This window comes from Phenylobacterium sp. (genome assembly GCF_041691455.1).
Lineage (GTDB): Bacteria > Pseudomonadota > Alphaproteobacteria > Caulobacterales > Caulobacteraceae > Phenylobacterium.
Window position 1 is genome coordinate 64,045 of sequence record NZ_JBEPUO010000014.1, and the last position, 21,563, is coordinate 85,607.

Here is a 21,563-nt window from a genome sequence, read left to right on the forward strand (position 1 = left end):
GGATGACATGCCAGAGATCGTAAGCCCGCTTGCCGGCAAGCCCGTGCCCGCTGCATTGCTGGTCAATGTCCCACGCCTGGTGACGGCCTATTTCGCGTTGGAGCCGGATCCGACCATCCCCGCGCAGTGCGTGGCGTTCGGAACGTCCGGACATCGAGGCAGCGCGTTTGCGGCTGCGTTCAATGAGACGCACATCGTCGCGATCGCTCAGGCCGTGTGCCTCTACCGCCGGCATGCGGGCATCGACGGGCCGCTGTTCCTGGGCATGGACACCCATGCCCTCTCGGAGCCGGCATTCGCCTCGACCCTCGAAGTGCTGGCCGCCAATGGCGTGGAGACGATGATCGACGAGAATGGCGGTTACACGCCGACGCCGGTGATCTCCCACGCCATCCTGGGGTATAATCTGGGCCGCGAGACCGGCCTGGCCGACGGGATCGTGATCAGCCCTTCCCACAACCCGCCCGATGAAGGCGGCTTCAAATACAACCCACCGAACGGCGGGCCGGCGGATCTGACGGTCACCGGTTGGATTGAGAAGGTCGCCAACGAATTCCTCCAAACGAGGCTCGATGGGGTCCAGCGCATGCCCTATGCACGCGCCCGTAAGGCCGCATGCGTCCATGCGCACGACTACATCACGCCCTATGTCGCCGACCTGGGCAATGTCGTGGACCTGGAGGCCGTCCGCAGCGCCGGCGTGAGGATCGGGATCGACCCGCTGGGCGGGGCGGCGGTGCAGTATTGGCAACCGATCATCGAGCGTTATGGGCTGGCCGCCACGGTCGTAAACACGGCGATCGACCCCACTTTCCGGTTCATGACCGTCGATTGGGACGGACGGGTGCGGATGGACTGCTCATCGGCCTACGCCATGGCGCCGCTGATCGCGATGCGTGAGACGTTCGACGTCGCGTTCGCCAACGACACGGACGCCGACCGCCACGGGATCGTCTGCCCCTCGAGCGGTCTGATGAACCCGAACGCTTACCTCGCCGCCGCGATCGCCTATCTCTGCGCCCATCGACCAGGTTGGCGGCCTGACAGCGCCGTCGGCAAGACCGTTGTCTCCAGCAGCATGATCGACCGGGTGGCGGCGAAACAGGGGCGCAAGCTTCTTGAGGTTCCGGTCGGGTTCAAATGGTTCAGCGCGGGGCTGATCGACGGCGGGCTCGCCTTCGGCGGGGAAGAGAGCGCCGGTGCGGCCTTCCTGCGCCGCGATGGGACGGTATGGACCACGGACAAGGACGGGTTGATCATGGGCCTGCTGGCCGCTGAAATCTGCGCCCGGACCGCCCAGGACCCTGGCCAGTTCTATGCGAGCGTCACGTCCGACCTCGGGACCTCATTCTATGCGCGGATCGACGCGCCGGCGTCCGCGGCCCAGAAAGCGCGGCTGGCGAAGCTCGATCCGTCGGATATCGAGGCCAAAGACCTCGCCGATGAGGCGATCAACGCGAAGCTGACCCGCGCGCCGGGGAATGATCAGCCGATTGGCGGGATCAAGGTGGTGACCAAAAACGGCTGGTTCGCCGCGCGCCCATCGGGGACCGAAGACGTCTACAAGATCTATGCTGAAAGTTTCGTCAGCGCCGAACACCTGGCGACGATCCAGAGGCAGGCCCAGGCGACCATCGACCACGCGCTCGCCGACGCGCCGGCTCAGGTGGAAACGCCGCCTGCGGGATAGAAGGCCCCAAGCACCCAAAGGAAGCCTGCGGAGGGTCTTGATACCGCACCCGACCAACGCGGGCCCGTGAGTAGTTTCCGACCCTTCCTGGCCCGCCCGGTGGGTCACTATCGTGGCCCCGATTGCGGTCGGACGAAGGCTACGGGCGACGGTCTGCGCGCCGTCGCGGCCATTGCTCCGGAGTTCGCCATGCCCGATCCGCTGACCCCCGCCGCGCTCCAGTCAATCGACGCCTATTGGCGCGCTGCGAACTATCTGTCGGTGGGGCAGATTTACCTCCAGGACAATCCCCTGCTGGAAAGGCCGCTCAAGCTTAGCGACATCAAGCCCCGCCTGCTCGGGCATTGGGGCACCACCCCCGGCCTGAACCTTCTCTACGCTCACCTGAACCGGCTGATCAAAGAGCACGGCCTCAACATGATCTACGTGATCGGGCCCGGTCATGGCGGGCCGGGCATCGTCGCGAACACCTATCTCGAGGGCTCCTACACCGAGCGTTACCCGGCGGTCGAACGCAACCGAAACGGTCTCTATCGGCTGTTTCGGCAGTTCTCCTGGCCCTATGGGATCCCCAGTCACGTCTCGCCGGAGACGCCGGGATCGATCCATGAGGGCGGTGAGCTGGGCTATTCCCTCTTGCACGCCTACGGCGCGGCCTTCGACAATCCGGACCTGATTGTCGCCTGCGTGATCGGCGACGGGGAAGCTGAGACCGGCGCCCTGGCCGCGAGCTGGCATTCCAACAAATTCCTGAACCCGGCGCGCGATGGTGCGGTCCTACCGATCCTGCATCTGAACGGCTTCAAGATCGCCAATCCGACGGTCCTGGCGCGGATCACCCGGGAGGAACTCACCGCGCTCCTGCAGGGCTACGGCTACGAGCCCCACTTCGTCGAGGGCGACGATCCGGCCCTGGTCCACCAGGCGCTGGCAGGAACCCTTGACTCGATCCTGGCGAGGATCGGCGACATCCAGCACGCGGCCCGAACAGGCGCTGCGGGCGCCGCGCCTGAGCGTCCGCGCTGGCCGATGATCGTCCTGCAGACGCCCAAGGGCTGGACAGGACCGAAGGTGGTCGATGGGTTGCCCGTCGAAGGGACATGGCGCGCGCACCAGGTGCCGATCGCTCACATGGAGAACCCAGAGCACCTGCGGCAGCTCGAGACCTGGATGAAGAGCTACCGGCCGGAGGAACTCTTCGACGACACCGGAAAATTCCGTGAAGACCTGGCCGCATTGGCGCCGACCGGACATCGCCGGATGGGTTCCAATCCTCACGCCAACGGCGGCGAGCTTCTGGTCGCCCTGTCGATGCCGGGCTTCCGCGACCACGCGGTGAAGGTCCCATCGCCGGGGGCTGTCAAGGCAGAGGCCACGCGCGTCCTGGGGCGGTATCTGCGCGATCTAATGGCGCTCAACCGGGACAAGCAGAACTTCCGCCTGTTCGGCCCAGACGAGACGGCCTCGAACCGGTTGGACGCTGTCTATGAAGTGACCGGCAAGGTCTGGATGGCCGCCGTCGAGGATATCGACACCAACCTTAGCGCCGACGGACGGGTCATGGAGGTGCTGAGCGAGCACCTCTGCGAGGGCTGGCTGGAGGGCTACCTCCTGACTGGCCGGCATGGCCTCTTTTCCTGCTACGAGGCGTTCATCCACATCATCGACTCGATGTTCAACCAACACGCCAAGTGGCTGAAGGTCACCCGCAAGATTCCCTGGCGCGCGCCGATCGCCTCACTGAACTACCTCCTGACCTCCCACGTCTGGCGCCAGGACCATAACGGGTTCTCCCACCAGGACCCCGGGTTCATCGATCACGTGGCGAGCAAGAAGGCCGATGTGGTGCGGATCTATCTCGCGCCCGACGCCAACTGCCTGCTGTCAATCGCCGACCACTGCCTGCGCAGCCGCAACTATGTGAACCTGATCATCGCCGGCAAACAGCCGGAGTGGCAGTGGCTGGACATCGACGAAGCGGTCCGCCACTGCACGGCCGGCATCGGCGTCTGGGACTGGGCGAGCCCCGGCGGTGACGATCCCGATGTGGTCATGGCCTGCGCCGGTGACGTTCCGACGCTTGAGGCGCTGGCGGCCGTGACCCTGTTGCGCGCCTACGTCCCGGACATCCGCATACGGGTGGTCAACGTGGTGGACCTGCTCGCGCTGCAGCCTCGCTCGGAACATCCGCATGGACTGGAAGACCAGGATTTCGACGCACTCTTCACGACCGACCGACCCGTGATATTCGCCTACCACGGGTATCCCGCCCTGATCCACGAACTGACCTACCGCAGGCGCAATCACGGCAATTTCCATGTGCGCGGCTACAAGGAGGAGGGCACGACGACGACGCCCTTCGATATGGTCGTGCTGAACAATCTCGACCGCTACCAGTTGGCGCTCGACGCGATCCGGCGGATCCCGCGCTTGGCCGACCAAGTGGAGATGGCCACGGCGCGCTACTGGTCAGTCATGGAACGCCACAAGCTCTACATCAGCGAACATGGCGACGACATGCCGGAGGTGCGGGATTGGCGATGGAGCCTCGAGTCCAGCGCCGAGAGTTGATCTGAGTAGTTTCCGATCCTGCCCCGACGATACTCCCGCCGCCTATTCTGCGGGTGATCCTCTCGATTGATCGAAGCGCCGCGGGACAGAACCCAGTTCCTGCCGATCGCCTTCCCACCAGGGGGTCCGAACATTTTCTGCTGGCGACGAGGCGCGCGGTGTTCCGAGTTGAGTGTATTGAAGGCTGCGACGGACAAGCCGCTCCGGTGGGCGCGTGAGCCTGGCCGCCGCGGACCCCGCGAGACCGTTCACAACCGCGGATGGGATCGACGACCTCTGCCTCAACACCATCCGCACCCTGTCCATGGACGCAGTGCAGAAGGCGAAGTCCGGACATCCCGGAACCCCCATGGCCCTAGCCCCGGTGATCTACACATTGTGGCGGGCGTTTCTCCGCTTCGATCCCGACGATCCCCTTTGGCCCAACCGCGATCGCTTCGTGCTGTCCAACGGCCACGCCTCGATGCTGCTCTATGCGATGCTGCATCTCGCCGGGGTCAAGGACATCACAGGAGGCGATGGGCGCGCCGATGGCCTCGCGGTAAGCCTGGACGATATCCGCGCCTTTCGGGAACTTGGAAGCCACTGCCCCGGGCATCCCGAGTACGGCGTGACCAGCGGGGTCGAGGCGACGACAGGCCCGTTGGGCCAGGGTTGCGCGACCAGCGTCGGGATGGCCATTGCCGGACGCTGGCAGGCGACGCACTTCAATCGGCCTGAGTTCGCGGCGTTCGACTACGATGTCTACGCGCTCTGCGGCGACGGCGACATGATGGAAGGCGTCACCAGCGAGGCCGCATCGCTGGCCGGCCAGCTGATGCTCGGCAAGCTCTGCTGGATCTATGACAGCAACCGCATCACCATCGAAGGCCATACCGACCTGGCGTTCAGCGAAGACGTCGCGGCCCGCTTCCTGGCCTACGGCTGGAACGTGGAGCGAGTGGGCGATGCCAATGACACCGCCCGTCTCGCGGCGGCGTTCGAAGCGTTTCGGGCCACCGAAAACGTCCCGACCCTGATCATCGTCGAGAGCCATATCGGCTTTGGAGCGCCGCATAAACATGACACCAGCGCCGCTCACGGCGAGCCCTTGGGCGAAGAAGAAATCCGCCTGGCCAAGCGCAGCTATGGATGGCCGGAGGAGGCGAAATTCCTGGTCCCAGACGGTGTTTGCGACCACGTGCGCAGCGCGATTGCGGCGCGTATGGCGCCGCTGCGGACCGCCTGGTCGGCGGGCATGGCCGACTATCGGTCTGAGCAGGGTGATCTCACTGACCAGATGGATCGGATGCTCACCCGCCGCCTTCCCGACGACTGGGCCGCTGACCTGCCGAGCTTTCCCGCCGACCCCAAGGGCCTCGCCACGCGGGAGTCTTCTGGCGCGGTCCTGAATGCCATCGCCCGGCGCTGTCCCTGGCTGATTGGCGGGGCCGCCGATCTCGCCCCCTCGACCAAGACCCGGCTGACCGCGGAAGGCGCCGGAGACTTCGAGGCCGGCGCCTATGGGGGCCGCAACCTCCATTTCGGCATTCGCGAACATGCCATGGGCGCGGTGGTCAACGGCCTGACCCTCGCGGGGATCTGGGCCTTCGGATCGACCTTCCTGATCTTCTCCGACTACATGAAGCCGGCCGTCCGTCTGAGCGCGCTGATGGGGCTGCCGGCGGTCTACATCTTCACCCACGATTCCATCGGCCTGGGCCAAGACGGCCCGACCCATCAGGCTGTGGAGCAGCTCGTGGGCCTGCGGGCCATCCCAAACCTCATCACGCTTCGGCCCGCGGACGCCAACGAGGTGGTGGAAGCTTGGCGCATCGTCGCCGGATTGAAGGATCGGCCTGCCTGCCTGGTGCTGAGCCGCCAGCCTTTGCCCACGCTCGACCGCACTCAGTTTGCGCCGGCGTCCGGGGTGGCGCGCGGCGGCTATGTGCTCGCCGATGCGGACCCCGGCAAGCCCGCGGTGATCCTGATGGCCACGGGCAGCGAAATCGGGCTCTGTGTAGCGGCCTATCAGTCCCTCAAGGCCCGGGGCGTCGCCGCGCGGGTGGTCAGCCTGCCGTCCTGGGAATTGTTCGAGGAACAGGACCAGGCCTATCGCGACAGCGTCCTTCCGCCGTCGGTCATGCCGCGCGTTTCCGTCGAGGCGGCCTCGGTGATCGGCTGGGACCGCTACGTCGGCGCCACCGGCGCTCGGATCGGGATGACCTCGTTTGGCGCCTCGGCGCCGATAGACGCTCTGATGTCCAGGTTCGGCTTTACCGTCGAGGCCGTGCTGGCCGCGGCGAAAGAGCAGCTCGCCGGGGCCAGAACGCGCACGCCATGAATCCGCTGATGCAACTTGAAGCGTGCGGCCAGTCCCCATGGCTCGACTCCATTCGGCGCAGCCTGATCGAGACCGGCGAGCTTCGCACGCTCATCGAGCGCGACGGATTGAAGGGCGTCACCTCCAATCCCTCGATCTTCGAGAAGGCGATCGGGGAGGGCGATGACTACGCCGAGGCGATCGCGGCGTTCCAGTCGACCGGCGATCACAGCGTCGCCGAGATCTACGAGCACCTGGCGATCGCCGACATCCGCGACGCCGCCGACCTGCTGCGACCCGTTTATGACGAGACCCAGGGCTATGACGGCTACGTGAGCCTGGAGTGCTCGCCCTACCTCGCCAATGACACAGAAGCGACCGTTGGCGAGGCGTTGCGGCTGTGGGCGGCGGTGGCTCGTCCCAATCTGATGGTGAAGGTTCCGGCGACGCCTGCGGGTCTGCCAGCGATCCGTCGGCTGATCGGGCGAGGCCTCAATATAAATGTGACCCTGCTGTTCTCGGTGGCCATCTATGAGCAGGTGACCGAGGCCTATATCGCCGGCCTGGAAGATTTGGCGCGGGCTCACGGCGACCTGTCGAAAGTCGCCAGCGTCGCCAGTTTCTTCGTCAGCCGGATCGACACCGCCATCGACAAGCGCCTGGACGCCCTGGACGACGCACGGGTCGCCAGCGCTCTGCGCGGCAAGGCGGCGATCGCCAGTGCGAAACTGGCCTACGTCCGTTACCAGGCGCTGTTTTCAGGTCCCCGCTGGGACGCCCTGGCCGCGTCCGGCGCCCGGACGCAGAGGCTGCTCTGGGCCTCCACGAGCACAAAGAGCCCGGCCTACAAGGACACAATGTACGTCGAGGCCCTGATCGGCCGCGACACCGTCGATACCCTGCCGCCGGCAACGATGGACGCGTTCCGCGATCATGGCGAGGCGAGGCCAGACGCCATCGAGCAAGACATTGACGCGGCGCGCGCGGTGCTGGCGGATCTGGCGCAGCAGGGCGTCTCGCTGCAAGCGATCACGGACGATCTCGTCGCCGAAGGCGTGCAGCAGTTCGCCGACGACTTCGACAACCTCCTCGGCGCCGTTGCGCGCCGCCGCCGCGTGCTCCTGGAGGGAAGTGCCGCGCGCCTGGACATCCGACCTGGCTCACCTGAGATGAGCGCCGCCTACGCAGATGAGCTGGAGGCCTGGCGCAAGGACGGTCGCATCCGCGCGCTTTGGGCGGGCGACGCCAACCTCTGGACAGGCGAGGACGAAGACCGCTGGCTCGGCTGGTTGACCAACAATGCGCGGGAGTTGCGTGACCTTGAGCCGCTCCGCGAGTTCGCGACTCAGGTGCAGCGTCGCGCCTTCACCGACCTCGTGCTGCTGGGCATGGGCGGGTCCAGTCTCGGCCCGGAAGTGCTGGCCGAGACCTTCGGCCGGCAGCCCGGATGGCCGCGCTTCCACATGCTCGACAGCACCGATCCAGCCCAGATCAGGACGATCGAGCAGGCCATCGACCTCAGCCACACGCTCTTCATGGTGTCGTCGAAATCCGGCGGGACTCTCGAGCCCAATATTTTCCTCGACTACTTCTTCGATCGCGTGGTGAGGGTGCGCGGCGCGGGCAAGGCCGGCGAACATTTCGTCGCCGTCACCGATGCCGGCTCGGCACTGGATGACCGGGCCGCCAAGCTGGGCTTTGCCCACGTCTTCTACGGTGCGAGAGGGATCGGTGGTCGCTATTCGGTGCTGTCGAAGTTCGGCCTGGCCCCGGCCGCGGGGATAGGCGTCGATATCCAGTGTCTGCTGGAGACCACCCAGCCGATGATGCGCTCTTGCGGACCGGACGTGCCGCCAGCGGAGAATCCGGGCGTGCAGCTGGGGGTCGCCCTGGGGGTGGCGGCGGCGCGACTTGGCCGCAACAAGCTGACCCTCGTAGCCTCACCTGGGATCGCCGTTCTCGGCGCCTGGCTGGAGCAACTCATCGCCGAGAGCACCGGCAAGATGGGGCGAGGCCTGATCCCGCTGGCGGGTGAGCCGCTCGCGGCGCACAGCTTCTATGGGGACGACCGGGTCTTCGCCTACCTGGAGCTGGACGGCAGCCCCGACCCCGCTCAGCGCCTGGCGATGAAGGCGCTGGAACATGCCGGCCATCCCGTGGTCTGGATCCGGGTCAAGGACACCTGGAGTCTCGGTCAGGAATTCTACCGCTGGGAAATCGCCACCGCCGTCGCCGGCGCGATCCTCGGGATTGATCCCTTCGATCAGCCAGACGTCGAAGCCAGCAAGCAGACATCGAGCTCACTCATCAAGGCCTACGAAACGACCCGCAGCCTGCCGAAGGACGAGCCCGTGTTCCGCGAGAACGGCGTGTCCCTCTATGCCGATCCCCGCAATGCCGAGGCGATTGGGCGGCACAACACCTTAGCAGGCTATCTGCGCAGCCATTTCGGTCAGGTTCAGGACGGCGACTACGTGGCGCTGCTGGCCTATGTCGAACGCAACCCGGTCCATACCGAAGCCTTGACCGCGATCCGCGCCCGCATCCGCGACCGGACCCATGCCGCAACCTGCCTGGGGTTTGGCCCGCGGTTCCAGCATTCGACCGGACAGATCTACAAGGGCGGCCCGAACTGCGGGGTGTTCCTTCAGATCACCTGCGATGACGCCTGCGACATCGATGTTCCCGGCCACGCTTATAGCTTTGGCGTGGTGAAAGCTGCCCAGGCCCGCGGCGATTTCGAGGTACTGGGCGAACGCGGGCGGCGCCTGATGCGCGTGCATCTCAAGGACGTCGATGCGGGACTTACCCATTTGAAACAGGCGATCGAGGCGGCGTTCGCCTGACGGCGCCGTCCAAGGAGCGGACCATGCAAATCGGTATGATCGGACTGGGCAAGATGGGCGGCAACATGTCCCGCCGCCTGATGCAGGCGGGACATGGCTGCGTTGTCTACGACCGGGAGGCCAAGGCGCGAGAGGCCCTGGCCAAAAATGGCGCGATCGACGCGGCGTCGGTGGCGGACGTCGTAACGCTATTGGGTCCAGGCCCTCGCGCCGTCTGGCTCATGCTGCCGGTCGGCCAGGTCACCGACGACATGGTTACGACGCTAGCCGGCCTGCTTTCGGCCGGCGACATCATCGTCGACGGCGGAAACTCCTTCTACAAAGACGACATCCGCCGCGCGAAGGCGCTGGCCGAGAAAGGCATCCACTACGTCGACTGCGGCACCTCCGGCGGCGTCTGGGGCATCGACCGTGGCTACTGCATGATGATCGGCGGGCCGAAGTCCGCGGTCGACCATCTTGATCCTATCTTCGCGGCCCTGGCGCCGGGACGAGGCGACATCGCGCGCACGCCGGGGCGCGATGGCGTCGATGCGCGGGCGGAGCGCGGCTACATCCACGCCGGTCCGTCCGGCGCTGGCCACTTCGTCAAGATGGTGCACAACGGGATCGAGTACGGGCTTATGCAGGCTTACGGCGAAGGCTTCGATATCCTGCGCAACAAGGACTCTTCGGACCTGCCCGAGGCCGAGCGGTACACGCTGAATTTGCCCGATATCGCCGAGGTCTGGCGGCGCGGCAGCGTGATCTCGTCATGGCTGCTCGACTTGAGCGCTGCAGCGCTCGTCAAAGATCCTGAGCTCGCCACCTACTCCGGGTTCGTCCAGGATTCGGGCGAAGGCCGCTGGACGGTGGAGGCGGCGATCGAGGAGGCGGTCCCTGCCGACGTCATCACCGCCGCGCTTTACGCCCGCTTTCGGTCCCGCCAGGACAATACCTTCGCCGAGAAGATGCTGTCGGCCATGCGGTTTGGGTTCGGCGGGCATCTGGAAGGTCAGGAGCCGATCGATCCTGAGCCCAAGGCTGCGCAGCCTGGTCGGACGAGCGCATCGATCGCCTCGGCCTAGACGGGTGACCGATCGATTCTGCCGCCCCGGTGACGCCGATCCCCAGTCGGGCTTAGCTGAGCCCTGCACTATGGTGATCTTCGGTGCGACAGGCGACCTCTGTCAGCGCCTCGTCGTCCCGGCGCTCTACAACCTGTCGCGCGCCAACAGGCTGCCGGATCGCTTTGCGCTGATTGGCGTCGCCCGGACGGCGGGATCGTCGGAGAGCTGGCGTAACCAGCTCTACGCGGGTCTCCAGAGCTTCGTGGGCAACGACGCCGCCACCTTCAGCATCGATCATATCGACGAGGCCGCCTGGGCGCGTCTTGCGGGCGGCATGTCCTATGTCCAGGGCGACGCCACGGACGCCGCCGTCCACGCCAAGCTTGCCAAGGCGATCGAGGCAACTCCTTCAGGTCCTGGCGGCAACGTCATCTTCTACCTTGCGGTCGCTGATCGCCTCTTTGGCCCGGTGGTGGAGCAACTCGGGAAGGCGGAACTGACACGAGAGGCGGCGCCTGGGGACGGCGCGCCTCGCGCCTGGCGCCGCGTCGTGATCGAGAAGCCCTTCGGCCACAGCCTGGCCTCGGCGCGCGACCTCAACGCGAGCCTGAGGCGAACCCTTGAAGAAGAGCAGATCTTCCGGATCGACCATTTCCTGGGAAAGGACACCGTCCAAGCGATCCTGGCGTTCCGCTTCGCCAACGGCCTCTTCGAGCCGATCTGGAATCGCGACCGCATCGATGAGGTGCAGATCACCGTCGCCGAGACTGTAGGCGTTGAAGACCGCGGCGCCTTCTACGAGGCGACGGGCGCGTTGCGCGACATGGTGCCGAACCATGTGCTCAGCCTGCTCTCCATGGTGGCCATGGAGCCGCCGGTGGGCTTCGACGCCGAGGCCGTCCGCTCGCGCAAGGCCGACGTGTTCGCAGCCATGCCGGCAGTCACGCCCGACCGGGCGGTTCGGGGTCAGTATCTGGCCGGCCAGGTTCTGGGTCGGGACGCCAAGGCTTACCGCCAGGAGCCGCAGGTGGCGGTCAACTCCGATGTCGAAACCTATGTCGCCCTGCGCCTCGAGATCGACAACTGGCGGTGGGCGGGCGTCCCCTTCTACGTCCGCACCGGCAAGCACCTGTCGAAGCGGATGACGGAAATCGCCATCCGCTTCAAGCAGGCGCCCTATGCCGCATTCGAAGCCACGCCGGTTGCGGCCCTTCGGCCCAATTGGCTGCTTCTGAACGTTGCCCCGGAGGAGGGGATTTCCCTGCAGTTCGAGGTCAAACGGCCCGGCGCAGAGATCGACCTTGCGGCCGTGACCATGGACTTCCGTTACGACGATTGGTTCCCGAAGGCCTCGAGCGTCGGGTACGAGACACTGCTTCAGGACGTGATGACCGGCGACCAGAGCCTGTTCATGCGCGCCGACATGGTCGAGCAGGGGTGGCGCCTCGTCCAGCCCGTGCTCGACGCCTGGTCGATGAAGGCCGGCGACGTCCCAGGTTATCCCTCCGGCAGCGACGGGCCCGAGGCGGCGGCCGACCTGCTGGCGCGCGAAGGCCGGCGCTGGCGGCCTGTCGCGTCCACGAAGGGCGCGGCGGCATGACCAGGAGCGGTGGCCCGAGGCTTCTGCTCGCCGATGTCGATGGCACCTTGGTGACCGACGACAAGCAGCTCACAGAGGCCGCGATCGCAGCGGTGCAGGATCTTCGTCACGCCGGCATCGCCTTCGCCATCACCAGCAGCCGGCCGCCGCGCGGCATGAACATGCTGGTCGCACCGCTCGGTCTGACGCTCCCGCTGGCAGGCCTCAACGGCGGCCTCCTGGTCAACCCCGACCTATCGGTCATCGCTTGCCATGTGATCGGCGCGGCGGCCGCCGCCAAAGCCGTGGCCCTGTTGCTTGACCAGGGTCTCGACGTCTGGATCTACACCGAGACCGCCTGGCTGGTCCGGGATCCTTCGGCTTCGCACGTGGCGCGCGAGGCCTGGATCCTGAAATTCCCCGCCCAGGTCGTGTCGGCCTTCACCGCTGAGCACCTGGCGCAGGCCGTCAAGATCGTGGGCGTCTCCGACGATCTGGCATTGGTCGCCGCATGCGAGGCCCGCGCGCAGACGGTTTTGGGCGCAAGCGCCAGCGCCACCCGGTCGAATCCCTACTTCCTGGATGTCACCCATCCCCAGGCCAACAAGGGGGCCGTCGTGGCGGACCTGTCTGTCCGTCTGAGCATCGCGCCTGATCAGATCGCCACGATCGGGGACATGCAGAATGACGTGCTGATGTTTCGCCAGAGTGGCCTCTCCATCGCCATGGGCAACGCCAGTGACGAGGTGAAGGCGCAGGCCAACCAGGTGACTGAGAGCAACCAGGACGACGGCTTTGCCAAGGCGGTTCGGAAATTCGTCCTGCCTGGGGCCGCTTGATGACCCACATTGAAAGAAGTCCCCGATGACGCCGCGCGTGAAAGAGATCTTGAGTTGGTATGGCGCGGACAACGTCGGGACGCTTACCAACCTGGCGCGGCTGCTCAATCACGGGCGGTTGGGGGGTAGCGGCAAGCTGGTTATTCTACCGGTAGACCAAGGGTTCGAGCATGGGCCGGCCAGATCCTTCGCCCTCAATCCGCCCGCCTACGACCCTCGCTATCACTTCGAACTGGCGATTGCCGCCGGCTGCAACGCCTATGCGGCGCCCCTTGGCTTCCTCGAGGCGGGCGCGCGGGATTTTGCGGGAGACCTGCCCCTCATCTTGAAGGTCAATGATGACGACGTCCTGCTGGCGCAGGCCGACCCCAACCAGGCGCTCACCGCCGGCGTCGCCGACGCGCTTCGGCTGGGCTGCGCGGCGATCGGCTTCACCATTTATCCGGGGTCGTCCCATCAGCTGGAGATGTATGGTCAGCTGCGCGCTTACGCCGAGACAGCCAAGCGCCATGGACTGGCCGTCGTGGTCTGGGCCTATCCGCGCGGCTCCGGCCTCAGCAAGGCGGGCGAAACTGCGATCGATGTCGCAGGCTATGCCGTGCAGATCGCCGCTCAATTGGGCGCGCACATCATCAAGGTGAAGCTGCCGACCGCGCATCTCGAGCAGGCGGAAGCCCGCAAGGTCTACGAAGACCAGAAGATCCCCATCGCCACGCCGGCCGAGCGCGTGCGCCATGTCCTGGAGTGCGCCTTTGCGGGCCGGCGGATCGTGATCTTCTCAGGTGGCGCAGCGACATTCGACGACGCGGCCCTGCTGGACGAGATCCGGGCGATCCACGCGGGCGGGGGATTTGGCTCAATCCTGGGGCGCAACTCCTTCCAGCGGACCAAGCCCGAGGCTCTGAAGATGCTCGCCTCGGTGATGGACATCTATCAGGGCGCGCCCGACCCGAGCCTGGTCGCTTGAGCGCCGCAGCCTCAGAACCCGAGGCCTTCGGGGGGCGATCCATCATCGTGGCGCCATCGATCCTGTCGGCAGATTTCGGGCGACTGGACGAGGAGGTGCGCGCGGTGGACGCCGCCGGCGCCGACTGGATCCACGTCGATGTCATGGATGGCCGCTTCGTCCCGAATATCACCCTGGGGCCGGTGGTAGTGGAGGCGTTGCGGCGCAGCACGGCAAAGCCGCTGAATGTCCACCTGATGATCGTCGAGCCGCAGCGCTACATCCCCGACTTCGCCCGAGCCGGGGCCGACCACCTGCTTGTCCACGCCGAAGCCTCGGCGACCGTCCACCTGCACGCAGTGCTGTCGCAGATCCGCGATTTGGGAAAAAAGGCTGGTGTCGTGCTGGACCCCGCCAGCCCGGTGGAATTGATCGAATACGTCCTGCACCTCTGCGACGTGGTCTTGGTGATGACGGTCAACCCGGGCTTCGGCGGCCAAAGGTTCCTGCCCGAAATGCTCCCCAAAATCCGCCGGCTGCGGGCGCTCTGTGACGCCCGCGGCCTCGACCCGGTCATCGAGGTCGATGGCGGCCTGAACAGCGATAGCACAGGCGCCGCGATCACTGCGGGCGCCACGGCGATCGTCGCTGGCAGCGCCATCTTCGGATCGGCCGACTATGCTGCGGCCATAGCCGCGATCCGCGACGCCGGCTCGGGCAGACCGGACCGGGGGTCCCCGCCGTGAAGTTCGACGGGTCGGTTCTCGCCCTCAATGCCGGATCCTCCAGCCTGAAGTTCGGCTTGTTTTGCCCCGCGGAAGACGGAGCCGTCCTCCTACGCGGTGAGATCGAGGAGATCACGACGGCGCCGCGGCTGCTTGTGCACGACGCCGAGGGGGGAGTTCTGGCCGACCGCCGTTGGCGGTCAGGCGGCACACCTGGTTTCGGCGAGCTGCTTGAGGCTGTTCTGGACGTCGTCGAGCGAAACCCTGGCCCGCAGGCATTGGCGGCTGTCGGCCATAGGGTCGTGCACGGCGGCGCTGACCATGGCGCCCCGGCCCGGATTACCCCTGCGCTACTTGTTGAACTTGAAGCCCTGACGTCGCTAGATCCCCTGCACATGCCCCATTGCCTGGCGCCGATGCGGGCGATCGCATCGATCCATCCCGGCCTGCCGCAAGTCGCCTGCTTCGACACCGCCTTTCATCACACCATGCCGGCCGTGGCGACACGGATCGCCGTCCCACGCGCGCTCGCGCAACTCGGCCTTCGCCGCTACGGCTTCCATGGCCTGTCCTATGACTACGTCGCTGGGAAGCTTGGAATGCTGTCGCCGGCGCTGGCGCGGGGCAGGGTGATCGTGGCGCATTTGGGATCGGGAGCCAGTCTCTGCGCCTTGCTCGGCGCCCGCAGCATCGCCACGACCATGGGGTTCAGCGTTCTCGACGGCCTGGTGATGGCCACACGCTGCGGATCCCTGGATCCAGGCGTGATCCTCTACCTTGGGCGACAGGGACATAGCTTTGCCGACATCGAAACCCTGCTCTACGCGCAAAGCGGCCTGTTGGGCGTATCGGGGTTCAGCGGCGACATGCAGGCCCTGCTGACCAGCAGCGACCCGCGGGCGCGCGAAGCCATCGATCTGTTCACCTATCGCGTCGCCACCGAGACGGGCGCGCTCGTCAGCGCCCTGGGCGGGCTGGACGGACTGGTCTTCACCGCAGGAATAGGAGAGCACGCGCCGGCCATCCGAGCGGAGATCTGCGCCCGCTTGGCCTGGCTCGGCCTACGGCTCGATGAGGCCGCCAACGCGGCCGGCCTCGCCTGCATCAGTGCCCCGGACAGTAAGATTGAGGTCCGCGTCATCGCCACCGATGAAGAAGCGATGATCGCGCGCCTCGCGCAGAGCGTTCTCCAGAGACGGCGAGCGCGATAGCCGGCGGCGCCTCTCGAAGCGGCGACGGCTTCCGACCAGGGCTCCCCTGAAGCGCCGCAAGTTGCGTCGATTGAGCCCGCGCATAGGAAGTGTCTGAGTAGATTCCGACCCTGACCAGTCGGCGCCCGGGATGGGTAACCTGTCCTCTTTGCGGTGGACAATGGCTTCGCGTCTTCCGGCTGGCCCCAGGGCTGGCCGAGCCAGATGGCCCGTCCTGGCCGGCCTGGAACACCGCGAAGAAAGGGATGCGCCACCATGGCGATGGACAGTCGCGCGCTCGACCGCAGTCCGATGTTGCGTCTGAGCCAGATCATCGCCGCGCTGGCGATGTCGTTGAATTCCGCATCGATCACGGCCAACGCGCTGCGCTTGCGCACGCTGAAACTCTAGATGGACCCCAAGGCGCACACGGGCACCGCGGACCGCCCGACGTCGGGCGTGATCGTCGCTGTTCGGGGGAGCGTTGTGGACGCTCGCTTCGATGGGGGCCTTCCGCCAATCTACACCGTGCTTCGCGCAGGATCGGGCAACGAGGTCGTCATCGAGGTGCTTGCCCAGCCGGACGAACACCATGTGCGCGGGATCGCCCTGACGCCGACCCAGGGTCTTGCACGAGGCATGCCTGTCCTCGACACGGGCGGGCCGCTGAACGCTCCGGTCGGCGAAGCGATCCTCTCGCGGATGTTCGATGTGTTCGGTGAGACGATCGACCGTGGGCCGGCGTTGTCCGCCGTCCAATGGCGCTCGGTGCATCGGGCTCCGCCGCCGCTGGCCCGGCGATCAACCAAGTCGGAGGTCTTTGAGACCGGGATCAAGGTTATCGACGTTCTTGTCCCGTTGGAGCGGGGCGGCAAAGCGGGGCTTTTCGGCGGGGCCGGCGTCGGCAAGACCGTGCTGCTCACCGAGATGATCCACAACATGGTCGGTCATCATAAGGGCGTGAGCATCTTTTGCGGCATCGGCGAACGGTGCCGTGAGGGCGAAGAACTCTACGACGCCATGAAGGAAGCCGGCGTGCTGCCGAACATGGTCATGGTGTTCGGGCAGATGAACGAGCCGCCGGGCGCCCGATTTCGCGTCGGCCATGCCGCGCTGACCATGGCCGAGTATTTTCGCGACGACGAACACCGCGACGTCCTGCTTCTCGTCGACAATATCTTTCGCTTCATCCAGGCCGGCATGGAGGTGTCTGGATTGATGGGCCAGATGCCCTCACGGCTCGGCTACCAGCCGACCATGGGCACCGAGTTGTCGGGGTTGGAAGAGCGGATCGCCAACACCGACACCGGCGCCATCACCTCGATCCAGGCTGTCTATGTGCCGGCGGACGATTTCACCGACCCTGCGGCGGTCCATACGTTTTCCCACCTTTCGGCGTCGATCGTGCTCTCGCGCAAGCGCGCCAGCGAAGGCCTGTTTCCGGCCATCGATCCGTTGCAGTCGAGCTCCAAGATGGCGACCCCCGGCATCGTCGGTGAACGGCACTACGCCCTGGCTCAGGAGATCCGGCGCACGCTGGCGCAGTACGCCGACCTCAAGGACATCATCGCCATGCTGGGCTTGGAGCAGCTTTCGCCCGACGACCGAAACGTCGTCTTGCGCGCCCGCCGGCTGGAGCGATTTCTCACCCAGCCGTTCTTCACAACCGAGCAGTTCACCGGGCTCAAAGGCAAGGTCGTCAGCCTGGAAGATGCGCTCGATGGCTGCGAGCGCATCTTGCGGGACGAATTCAAGGATTACCCTGAGAGCGCGCTCTACATGATCGGCGCCATCGGCGAAGCCAAGGCGCCGGCCAAACCCAATGCGCCGCGGTCGCCGAACACCCCCGACGCGTCGGCGGACTACGGGCTGGCCTCCCATGGATCTTAAGCTCCTTCTGCCGTTCCAGGTCTTCGCCCAGAAGTCCGATGTGTTGCGGATCATCGCCGAGACCCCCGATGGATCGTTCGGCCTATTGCCTCACCGCCTGGATTGTGTCGCCGCCCTGGCCCCCGGGATCCTCACCTACGAGACCGAGGCGGAGGGAGAAGTGTTCGTCGCCGTTGATGAGGGCGTGCTCGTCAAGGCGGGATTGGAGGTGCTGGTCTCCGTGCGCCGGGCTCAGGCGGGGACGGACCTCGGCCAGCTGCGCGCCGCCGTCGAGCGCGAATTCCTGGTCCTCGACGAGCAGGAGAAGAGCGTCCGTCTGGCGGTCGCCAAGATGGAAGGCAACCTCGTTCGGCGCATGGCGCGGCTGCGAAATGACTGAAGACCGCCACGCCCAGCTTGAGTCGGAGGCCGCGCTTGGGCGCGCTGTTGGCGCGAAGGCGGCGCGCAAGCTCAAGGCGCGCCGCAACGCCGGGCAGGGCGTCTGGTTCGGTCTGGGAATGATGGGCCTGATCGGATGGTCAGTGACCATACCCACCCTCCTGGGAGCTGCGCTCGGGTTTTGGCTGGACCGGCATCACCCGGGTGGCCGTTCATGGACGCTAGCCCTGCTGGCCGCTGGCCTCGCGATTGGCTGCCTTAACGCCTGGCGCTGGGTGGCTCAGGAAGACCAAGCCATTCGCGACGAGCAGGAGGACAGCGATGCATGAGATCCTCCCCTTGGCGGGCGCTCTGGCCACCGGCGTGGTGTTGGGCATCATGTTTTTTGGCGGGCTTTGGTGGACAGTCGCGCGCGGGATGTCGTCACCGCGGCCGGCGCTTTGGTTCGTTGGCAGCAAGCTGGTTCGGACGGCCCTGGCGCTGGGCGGGTTCTATCTCGTAGGCGGCGGACGTTGGGAGCGCTGGCTGCTGTGCTTGCTAGGTTTTGTCCTGGCGCGCTTGGCGACCTCTCGGCTGACCCGTCCGCCCATGCAAGATCGGTTCGTTCACGCCGCAGGGGCTGGAAATGCGCCTTAGCCCGGACGACATGATCTTCTGGCGCCACGGGCTTCTTAAGCTCAATGGCACCATCGTGTTCACCTGGGCCTTGATGGCCGTATTGGCGGTCGGATCGAAGCTGATCACGCGCAAGCTTTCCACGGACCTTGACCGATCTCGATGGCAGAACCTCCTCGAGATCATCGTCACCGGGATCGAAAAACAGATCGCCGACGTCGGTCTGCGCCAGCCTGAGAAGTATATCGGCTTCCTCGGCACGCTGTTTCTGTTCGTCGCCCTGGCCAGCCTGTGCACGGTCATTCCGGGTTACGAGCCGCCCACAGGGTCACTCTCGACGACCGCGGCGCTCGCCCTGTGCGTTCTGGTCGCCGTGCCGTTCTTTGGCATCCGGGAACAGGGCTTGGCCGGCTACCTCAAATCCTACACCGAGCCGACAGTCATCATGCTGCCGTTCAACATCATCAGTGAGCTATCGCGCACCCTGGCTCTGGCGGTCCGCCTGTTCGGCAACATGATGAGCGGGACGATGATCATCGCCATCCTGCTGACCATTACGCCCTTCGTCTTCCCCATCGCCATGAGCGCGCTCGGCCTGCTGACCGGCATGGTCCAGGCCTACATCTTCAGCATCCTGGCTGGGGTCTACATCGCCGCCGCGACGCGCGGCCGCAAGGCCAAGCCAGCCCCGGCGCACGGAGCAACCGCATGAAAACCCACGACAGGACATGATGCCATGGACAGTATTACCCTCATCGCTATCGCTTCGATCGTCACGGCCGGTCTGACGATCGCCCTGGGCAGCATCGGACCCGCGCTAGGCGAGGGGCGCGCGGTCGCCACGGCGCTGACCTCCCTAGCGCAGCAGCCGGACGCCGCCTCGACGATCACGCGCACGTTGTTCGTCGGCCTGGCGATGATCGAGTCCATCGCGATCTACTGCTTCGTGGTCTCGATGATCCTGCTGTTCGCCAATCCGTTCTGGAACCACGTCATCGCCCACGCCGCAGGAAAGTAGTCATGCTCATCGACTGGTTCACCGTCGGTGCGCAAGCTCTCAATTTCATCGTCCTGGTGTGGTTGTTGAAGCGCTTCCTCTACAAGCCGATCCTCAACGCTGTCGACGCGCGGGAGAAGCTGATCGCCGGCAAACTCGCGGACGCCGACGCGAAAGAGGCGAACGCGCAGAGCCAACGCGATGCATTCCAGAAGAAGAATGAGGCCTTCGACAAGCAACGTGCAGCGCTGTTGACCGCGGCGACAGACGAGGCGGCCGCCGAGGGCCGAAAGCTGCTCGACGACGCCCGCAAGGCGGCCGACGCGCTCAGCGCGAAACGAAACGAGGCGTTGAGGACCGACGCCCACGCCCTCACCCAGGCCCTTCGTCGCCGGACGCAGCATGAAGTCTTCGCCATCGCCAAAAAGACGCTGGCCGATCTCGCCGACACGGACCTGGACAAGCGGATGGCCGAGGTGTTCACACGCCGCCTGCGCGGCATGGCCGGCAAGGCGAAAGTGACGTTCGGCACGGCATTGACCTCGAGCACCGGGCCGGCCCTGCTGCGCAGCGCATTCGATCTCCCCGCGAGACAACGCGCCGCGATCCAGAAGGCGCTCGATGAGACCTTCTCGACCCAGGTGCCGATCCGGTTCGAAACCGCACCGAGCCTCGTGAGCGGAATCGAACTGGCCGCCAACGGGCAAAAGATCGCCTGGAGCATCGCGGACTATCTCGTTGCACTGGAGAAGGGCGTCGCAGAGATGCTGGATGATCGGGACCAGCCTGCACCGAAGACAGCCTCCAGGCCGGTGGCCAAGGCGACAGTTACGGGCAAGGCCAGGGCGAAGGCCAAACCCCACGCCGCCAAGCGCAAGGCGCAGCGGGTATGACGCGCGCGGCTGAAAATCTGAGCACGGCGTTCGACGACGCGTTCAAGACGATAGGCCGGACGCTAAAGGTTTTCACTGCCGAGTTGGCGCCCAAAGAGGTCGGCGCCGTCACCAGCATCGCGACCGGCATCGCCAAGGTGTCCGGGCTCCCGTCCGTGGGCTTCGAGGAACTGGTCAGGTTTCCAGGCGGCCTGCTCGGCATCGCCTTCAACGTCGATGCGGACGAGATCGGCGTGGTGCTGCTTGGAGACTACGCGCACATCAACGCGGGGAACGAAGTCGAGCGTACCGGCCGGGTCATGGATGTGGCCGTCGGTGAGGCTTTGCTGGGACGCGTCATCGATCCGCTGGGTCGGCCGGTCGACGGCAAGGGCGAGGTTGGCACCACCGCGCGCCGTCCAATCGAACGTCCCGCACCGCCGATCATGGACCGCGCGCCCGTCACCACGCCCTTGCAGACCGGTCTGAAGGTCATCGATGCGCTGATCCCGGTAGGGCGCGGCCAACGCGAACTGATCCTGGGCGACCGCCAGACAGGCAAGACCTCGATCGCCATCGACACCATTCTGAACCAGCGCGACCAGAACGTGCTTTGCGTCTATTGCGCCATTGGGCAGCGCGCCTCCGCCGTCGCCAAGGCCGTGGCGACCCTGCGGGAAAATGGCGCCATGGCCCATACTGTGGTGGTGGTGACCGAAGGCAACGACCCGCCGGGCCTCGCCTACATCGCGCCCTATGCCGCCACGACGATCGCCGAGCATTTCATGGAGCAAGGGCGCGACGTCCTGATCGTCTACGACGACCTGACGCACCATGCGCGAGCCTATCGCGAACTGTCGCTTCTGCTGCGCCGTCCGCCCGGGCGCGAAGCCTTTCCAGGCGACATTTTCTACATTCACGCGCGGCTCCTGGAGCGCAGCACTCACCTGCGCGAAGACCTTGGCGGGGGTTCGCTGACGGCCCTCCCGGTCATCGAAACCGAAGCGCAGAATATCTCCGCCTACATCCCGACCAATCTGATCTCGATCACCGATGGCCAGATCTATCTATCGC

At 65.8% G+C, this 21,563-nt stretch carries 19 protein-coding genes; all 19 read left to right on the plus strand.

Annotated elements, in window-relative coordinates; all coding sequences use genetic code 11:
* Positions 1-7 precede the first annotated feature (7 nt).
* A complete protein-coding gene (gene pgm / locus ACESMY_RS15780; RefSeq protein ID WP_372785570.1) occupies positions 8-1,690 on the plus strand; it encodes a phosphoglucomutase (alpha-D-glucose-1,6-bisphosphate-dependent) in 1,683 nt (560 codons plus the stop codon).
* A gap of 189 nt (positions 1,691-1,879) precedes the next feature.
* The gene (locus ACESMY_RS15785; protein ID WP_372785571.1) at positions 1,880-4,261 is read left to right on the plus strand and encodes a phosphoketolase; all 2,382 of its coding nucleotides are present in this window, start codon (positions 1,880-1,882) and stop codon (positions 4,259-4,261) included.
* A gap of 214 nt (positions 4,262-4,475) precedes the next feature.
* Entirely contained in the window at positions 4,476-6,584 is a 2,109-nt protein-coding gene (tkt, locus tag ACESMY_RS15790) for a transketolase (protein WP_372785572.1), read from the plus strand.
* A gap of 8 nt (positions 6,585-6,592) precedes the next feature.
* Entirely contained in the window at positions 6,593-9,409 is a 2,817-nt protein-coding gene (locus ACESMY_RS15795; RefSeq protein ID WP_372785573.1) for a bifunctional transaldolase/phosoglucose isomerase, read from the plus strand.
* Between the two features lie 23 nt (positions 9,410-9,432).
* Positions 9,433-10,476 (plus strand): phosphogluconate dehydrogenase (NAD(+)-dependent, decarboxylating), encoded by a 1,044-nt coding sequence (gene gnd / locus ACESMY_RS15800; protein WP_372785574.1) that lies wholly within the window; start codon positions 9,433-9,435, stop codon positions 10,474-10,476.
* A 70-nt stretch (positions 10,477-10,546) separates the two neighbouring features.
* Complete coding sequence (gene zwf, locus ACESMY_RS15805; protein ID WP_372785575.1) at positions 10,547-12,058, plus strand: glucose-6-phosphate dehydrogenase; 1,512 nt, start codon at positions 10,547-10,549, stop codon at positions 12,056-12,058.
* Positions 12,055-12,876 (plus strand): Cof-type HAD-IIB family hydrolase, encoded by an 822-nt coding sequence (locus ACESMY_RS15810; RefSeq protein WP_372785576.1) that lies wholly within the window; start codon positions 12,055-12,057, stop codon positions 12,874-12,876. Before zwf ends, ACESMY_RS15810 begins: the two co-directional genes overlap by 4 nt.
* A gap of 25 nt (positions 12,877-12,901) precedes the next feature.
* On the plus strand, positions 12,902-13,843 hold the full coding sequence (locus tag ACESMY_RS15815; RefSeq protein WP_372785577.1) for a class I fructose-bisphosphate aldolase: 942 nt from the start codon (positions 12,902-12,904) through the stop codon (positions 13,841-13,843).
* A 44-nt stretch (positions 13,844-13,887) separates the two neighbouring features.
* The gene (gene rpe, locus ACESMY_RS15820) at positions 13,888-14,568 is read left to right on the plus strand and encodes a ribulose-phosphate 3-epimerase (RefSeq protein WP_372785588.1); all 681 of its coding nucleotides are present in this window, start codon (positions 13,888-13,890) and stop codon (positions 14,566-14,568) included.
* Positions 14,565-15,758 (plus strand): acetate/propionate family kinase, encoded by a 1,194-nt coding sequence (locus ACESMY_RS15825; protein WP_372785578.1) that lies wholly within the window; start codon positions 14,565-14,567, stop codon positions 15,756-15,758. Before rpe ends, ACESMY_RS15825 begins: the two co-directional genes overlap by 4 nt.
* Positions 15,759-16,013: 255 nt before the next feature.
* Positions 16,014-16,148, plus strand: coding sequence for a hypothetical protein (locus ACESMY_RS15830; RefSeq protein ID WP_372785579.1), 135 nt, complete (start codon positions 16,014-16,016; stop codon positions 16,146-16,148).
* Positions 16,149-17,627, plus strand: coding sequence for a F0F1 ATP synthase subunit beta (atpD, locus tag ACESMY_RS15835; protein WP_372785580.1), 1,479 nt, complete (start codon positions 16,149-16,151; stop codon positions 17,625-17,627).
* Positions 17,617-18,006: a F0F1 ATP synthase subunit epsilon gene (locus tag ACESMY_RS15840; protein ID WP_372785581.1), complete on the plus strand. Its 390-nt coding sequence runs from the start codon at positions 17,617-17,619 to the stop codon at positions 18,004-18,006. Before atpD ends, ACESMY_RS15840 begins: the two co-directional genes overlap by 11 nt.
* A complete protein-coding gene (locus ACESMY_RS15845) occupies positions 17,999-18,334 on the plus strand; it encodes an AtpZ/AtpI family protein (protein ID WP_372785582.1) in 336 nt (111 codons plus the stop codon). Before ACESMY_RS15840 ends, ACESMY_RS15845 begins: the two co-directional genes overlap by 8 nt.
* On the plus strand, positions 18,327-18,641 hold the full coding sequence (locus ACESMY_RS15850; protein WP_372785583.1) for an ATP synthase subunit I: 315 nt from the start codon (positions 18,327-18,329) through the stop codon (positions 18,639-18,641). The genes ACESMY_RS15845 and ACESMY_RS15850 overlap by 8 nt, the downstream gene beginning before the upstream one ends.
* A complete protein-coding gene (locus ACESMY_RS15855; RefSeq protein ID WP_372785584.1) occupies positions 18,631-19,332 on the plus strand; it encodes a F0F1 ATP synthase subunit A in 702 nt (233 codons plus the stop codon). The genes ACESMY_RS15850 and ACESMY_RS15855 overlap by 11 nt, the downstream gene beginning before the upstream one ends.
* Positions 19,333-19,356: 24 nt before the next feature.
* The gene (locus tag ACESMY_RS15860; protein WP_372785585.1) at positions 19,357-19,638 is read left to right on the plus strand and encodes a F0F1 ATP synthase subunit C; all 282 of its coding nucleotides are present in this window, start codon (positions 19,357-19,359) and stop codon (positions 19,636-19,638) included.
* A gap of 2 nt (positions 19,639-19,640) precedes the next feature.
* Positions 19,641-20,510 (plus strand): hypothetical protein, encoded by an 870-nt coding sequence (locus ACESMY_RS15865; protein WP_372785586.1) that lies wholly within the window; start codon positions 19,641-19,643, stop codon positions 20,508-20,510.
* A partial coding sequence (locus ACESMY_RS15870) for a F0F1 ATP synthase subunit alpha (RefSeq protein ID WP_372785587.1) occupies positions 20,507-21,563 on the plus strand: 1,057 nt, incomplete at its 3' end. The genes ACESMY_RS15865 and ACESMY_RS15870, both read left to right, overlap by 4 nt.

Excerpts from the sequence above, each read along its gene's own strand:
- ACESMY_RS15815 (WP_372785577.1), top strand. The coding sequence starts at position 12,902 with ATGACGCCGCGCGTGAAAGAGATCTTGAGTTGGTATGGCGCGGACAAC.
- zwf (WP_372785575.1), top strand. The coding sequence starts at position 10,547 with ATGGTGATCTTCGGTGCGACAGGCGACCTCTGTCAGCGCCTCGTCGTC.
- ACESMY_RS15795 (WP_372785573.1), top strand. The coding sequence starts at position 6,593 with ATGCAACTTGAAGCGTGCGGCCAGTCCCCATGGCTCGACTCCATTCGG.
- ACESMY_RS15860 (WP_372785585.1), top strand. The coding sequence starts at position 19,357 with ATGGACAGTATTACCCTCATCGCTATCGCTTCGATCGTCACGGCCGGT.
- ACESMY_RS15855 (WP_372785584.1), top strand. The coding sequence starts at position 18,631 with ATGCGCCTTAGCCCGGACGACATGATCTTCTGGCGCCACGGGCTTCTT.
- ACESMY_RS15810 (WP_372785576.1), top strand. The coding sequence starts at position 12,055 with ATGACCAGGAGCGGTGGCCCGAGGCTTCTGCTCGCCGATGTCGATGGC.
- ACESMY_RS15865 (WP_372785586.1), top strand. The coding sequence starts at position 19,641 with ATGCTCATCGACTGGTTCACCGTCGGTGCGCAAGCTCTCAATTTCATC.
- ACESMY_RS15840 (WP_372785581.1), top strand. The coding sequence starts at position 17,617 with ATGGATCTTAAGCTCCTTCTGCCGTTCCAGGTCTTCGCCCAGAAGTCC.
- ACESMY_RS15845 (WP_372785582.1), top strand. The coding sequence starts at position 17,999 with ATGACTGAAGACCGCCACGCCCAGCTTGAGTCGGAGGCCGCGCTTGGG.
- atpD (WP_372785580.1), top strand. The coding sequence starts at position 16,149 with ATGGACCCCAAGGCGCACACGGGCACCGCGGACCGCCCGACGTCGGGC.
- ACESMY_RS15830 (WP_372785579.1), top strand. The coding sequence starts at position 16,014 with ATGGCGATGGACAGTCGCGCGCTCGACCGCAGTCCGATGTTGCGTCTG.
- ACESMY_RS15850 (WP_372785583.1), top strand. The coding sequence starts at position 18,327 with ATGCATGAGATCCTCCCCTTGGCGGGCGCTCTGGCCACCGGCGTGGTG.
- pgm (WP_372785570.1), top strand. The coding sequence starts at position 8 with ATGCCAGAGATCGTAAGCCCGCTTGCCGGCAAGCCCGTGCCCGCTGCA.
- gnd (WP_372785574.1), top strand. The coding sequence starts at position 9,433 with ATGCAAATCGGTATGATCGGACTGGGCAAGATGGGCGGCAACATGTCC.
- ACESMY_RS15785 (WP_372785571.1), top strand. The coding sequence starts at position 1,880 with ATGCCCGATCCGCTGACCCCCGCCGCGCTCCAGTCAATCGACGCCTAT.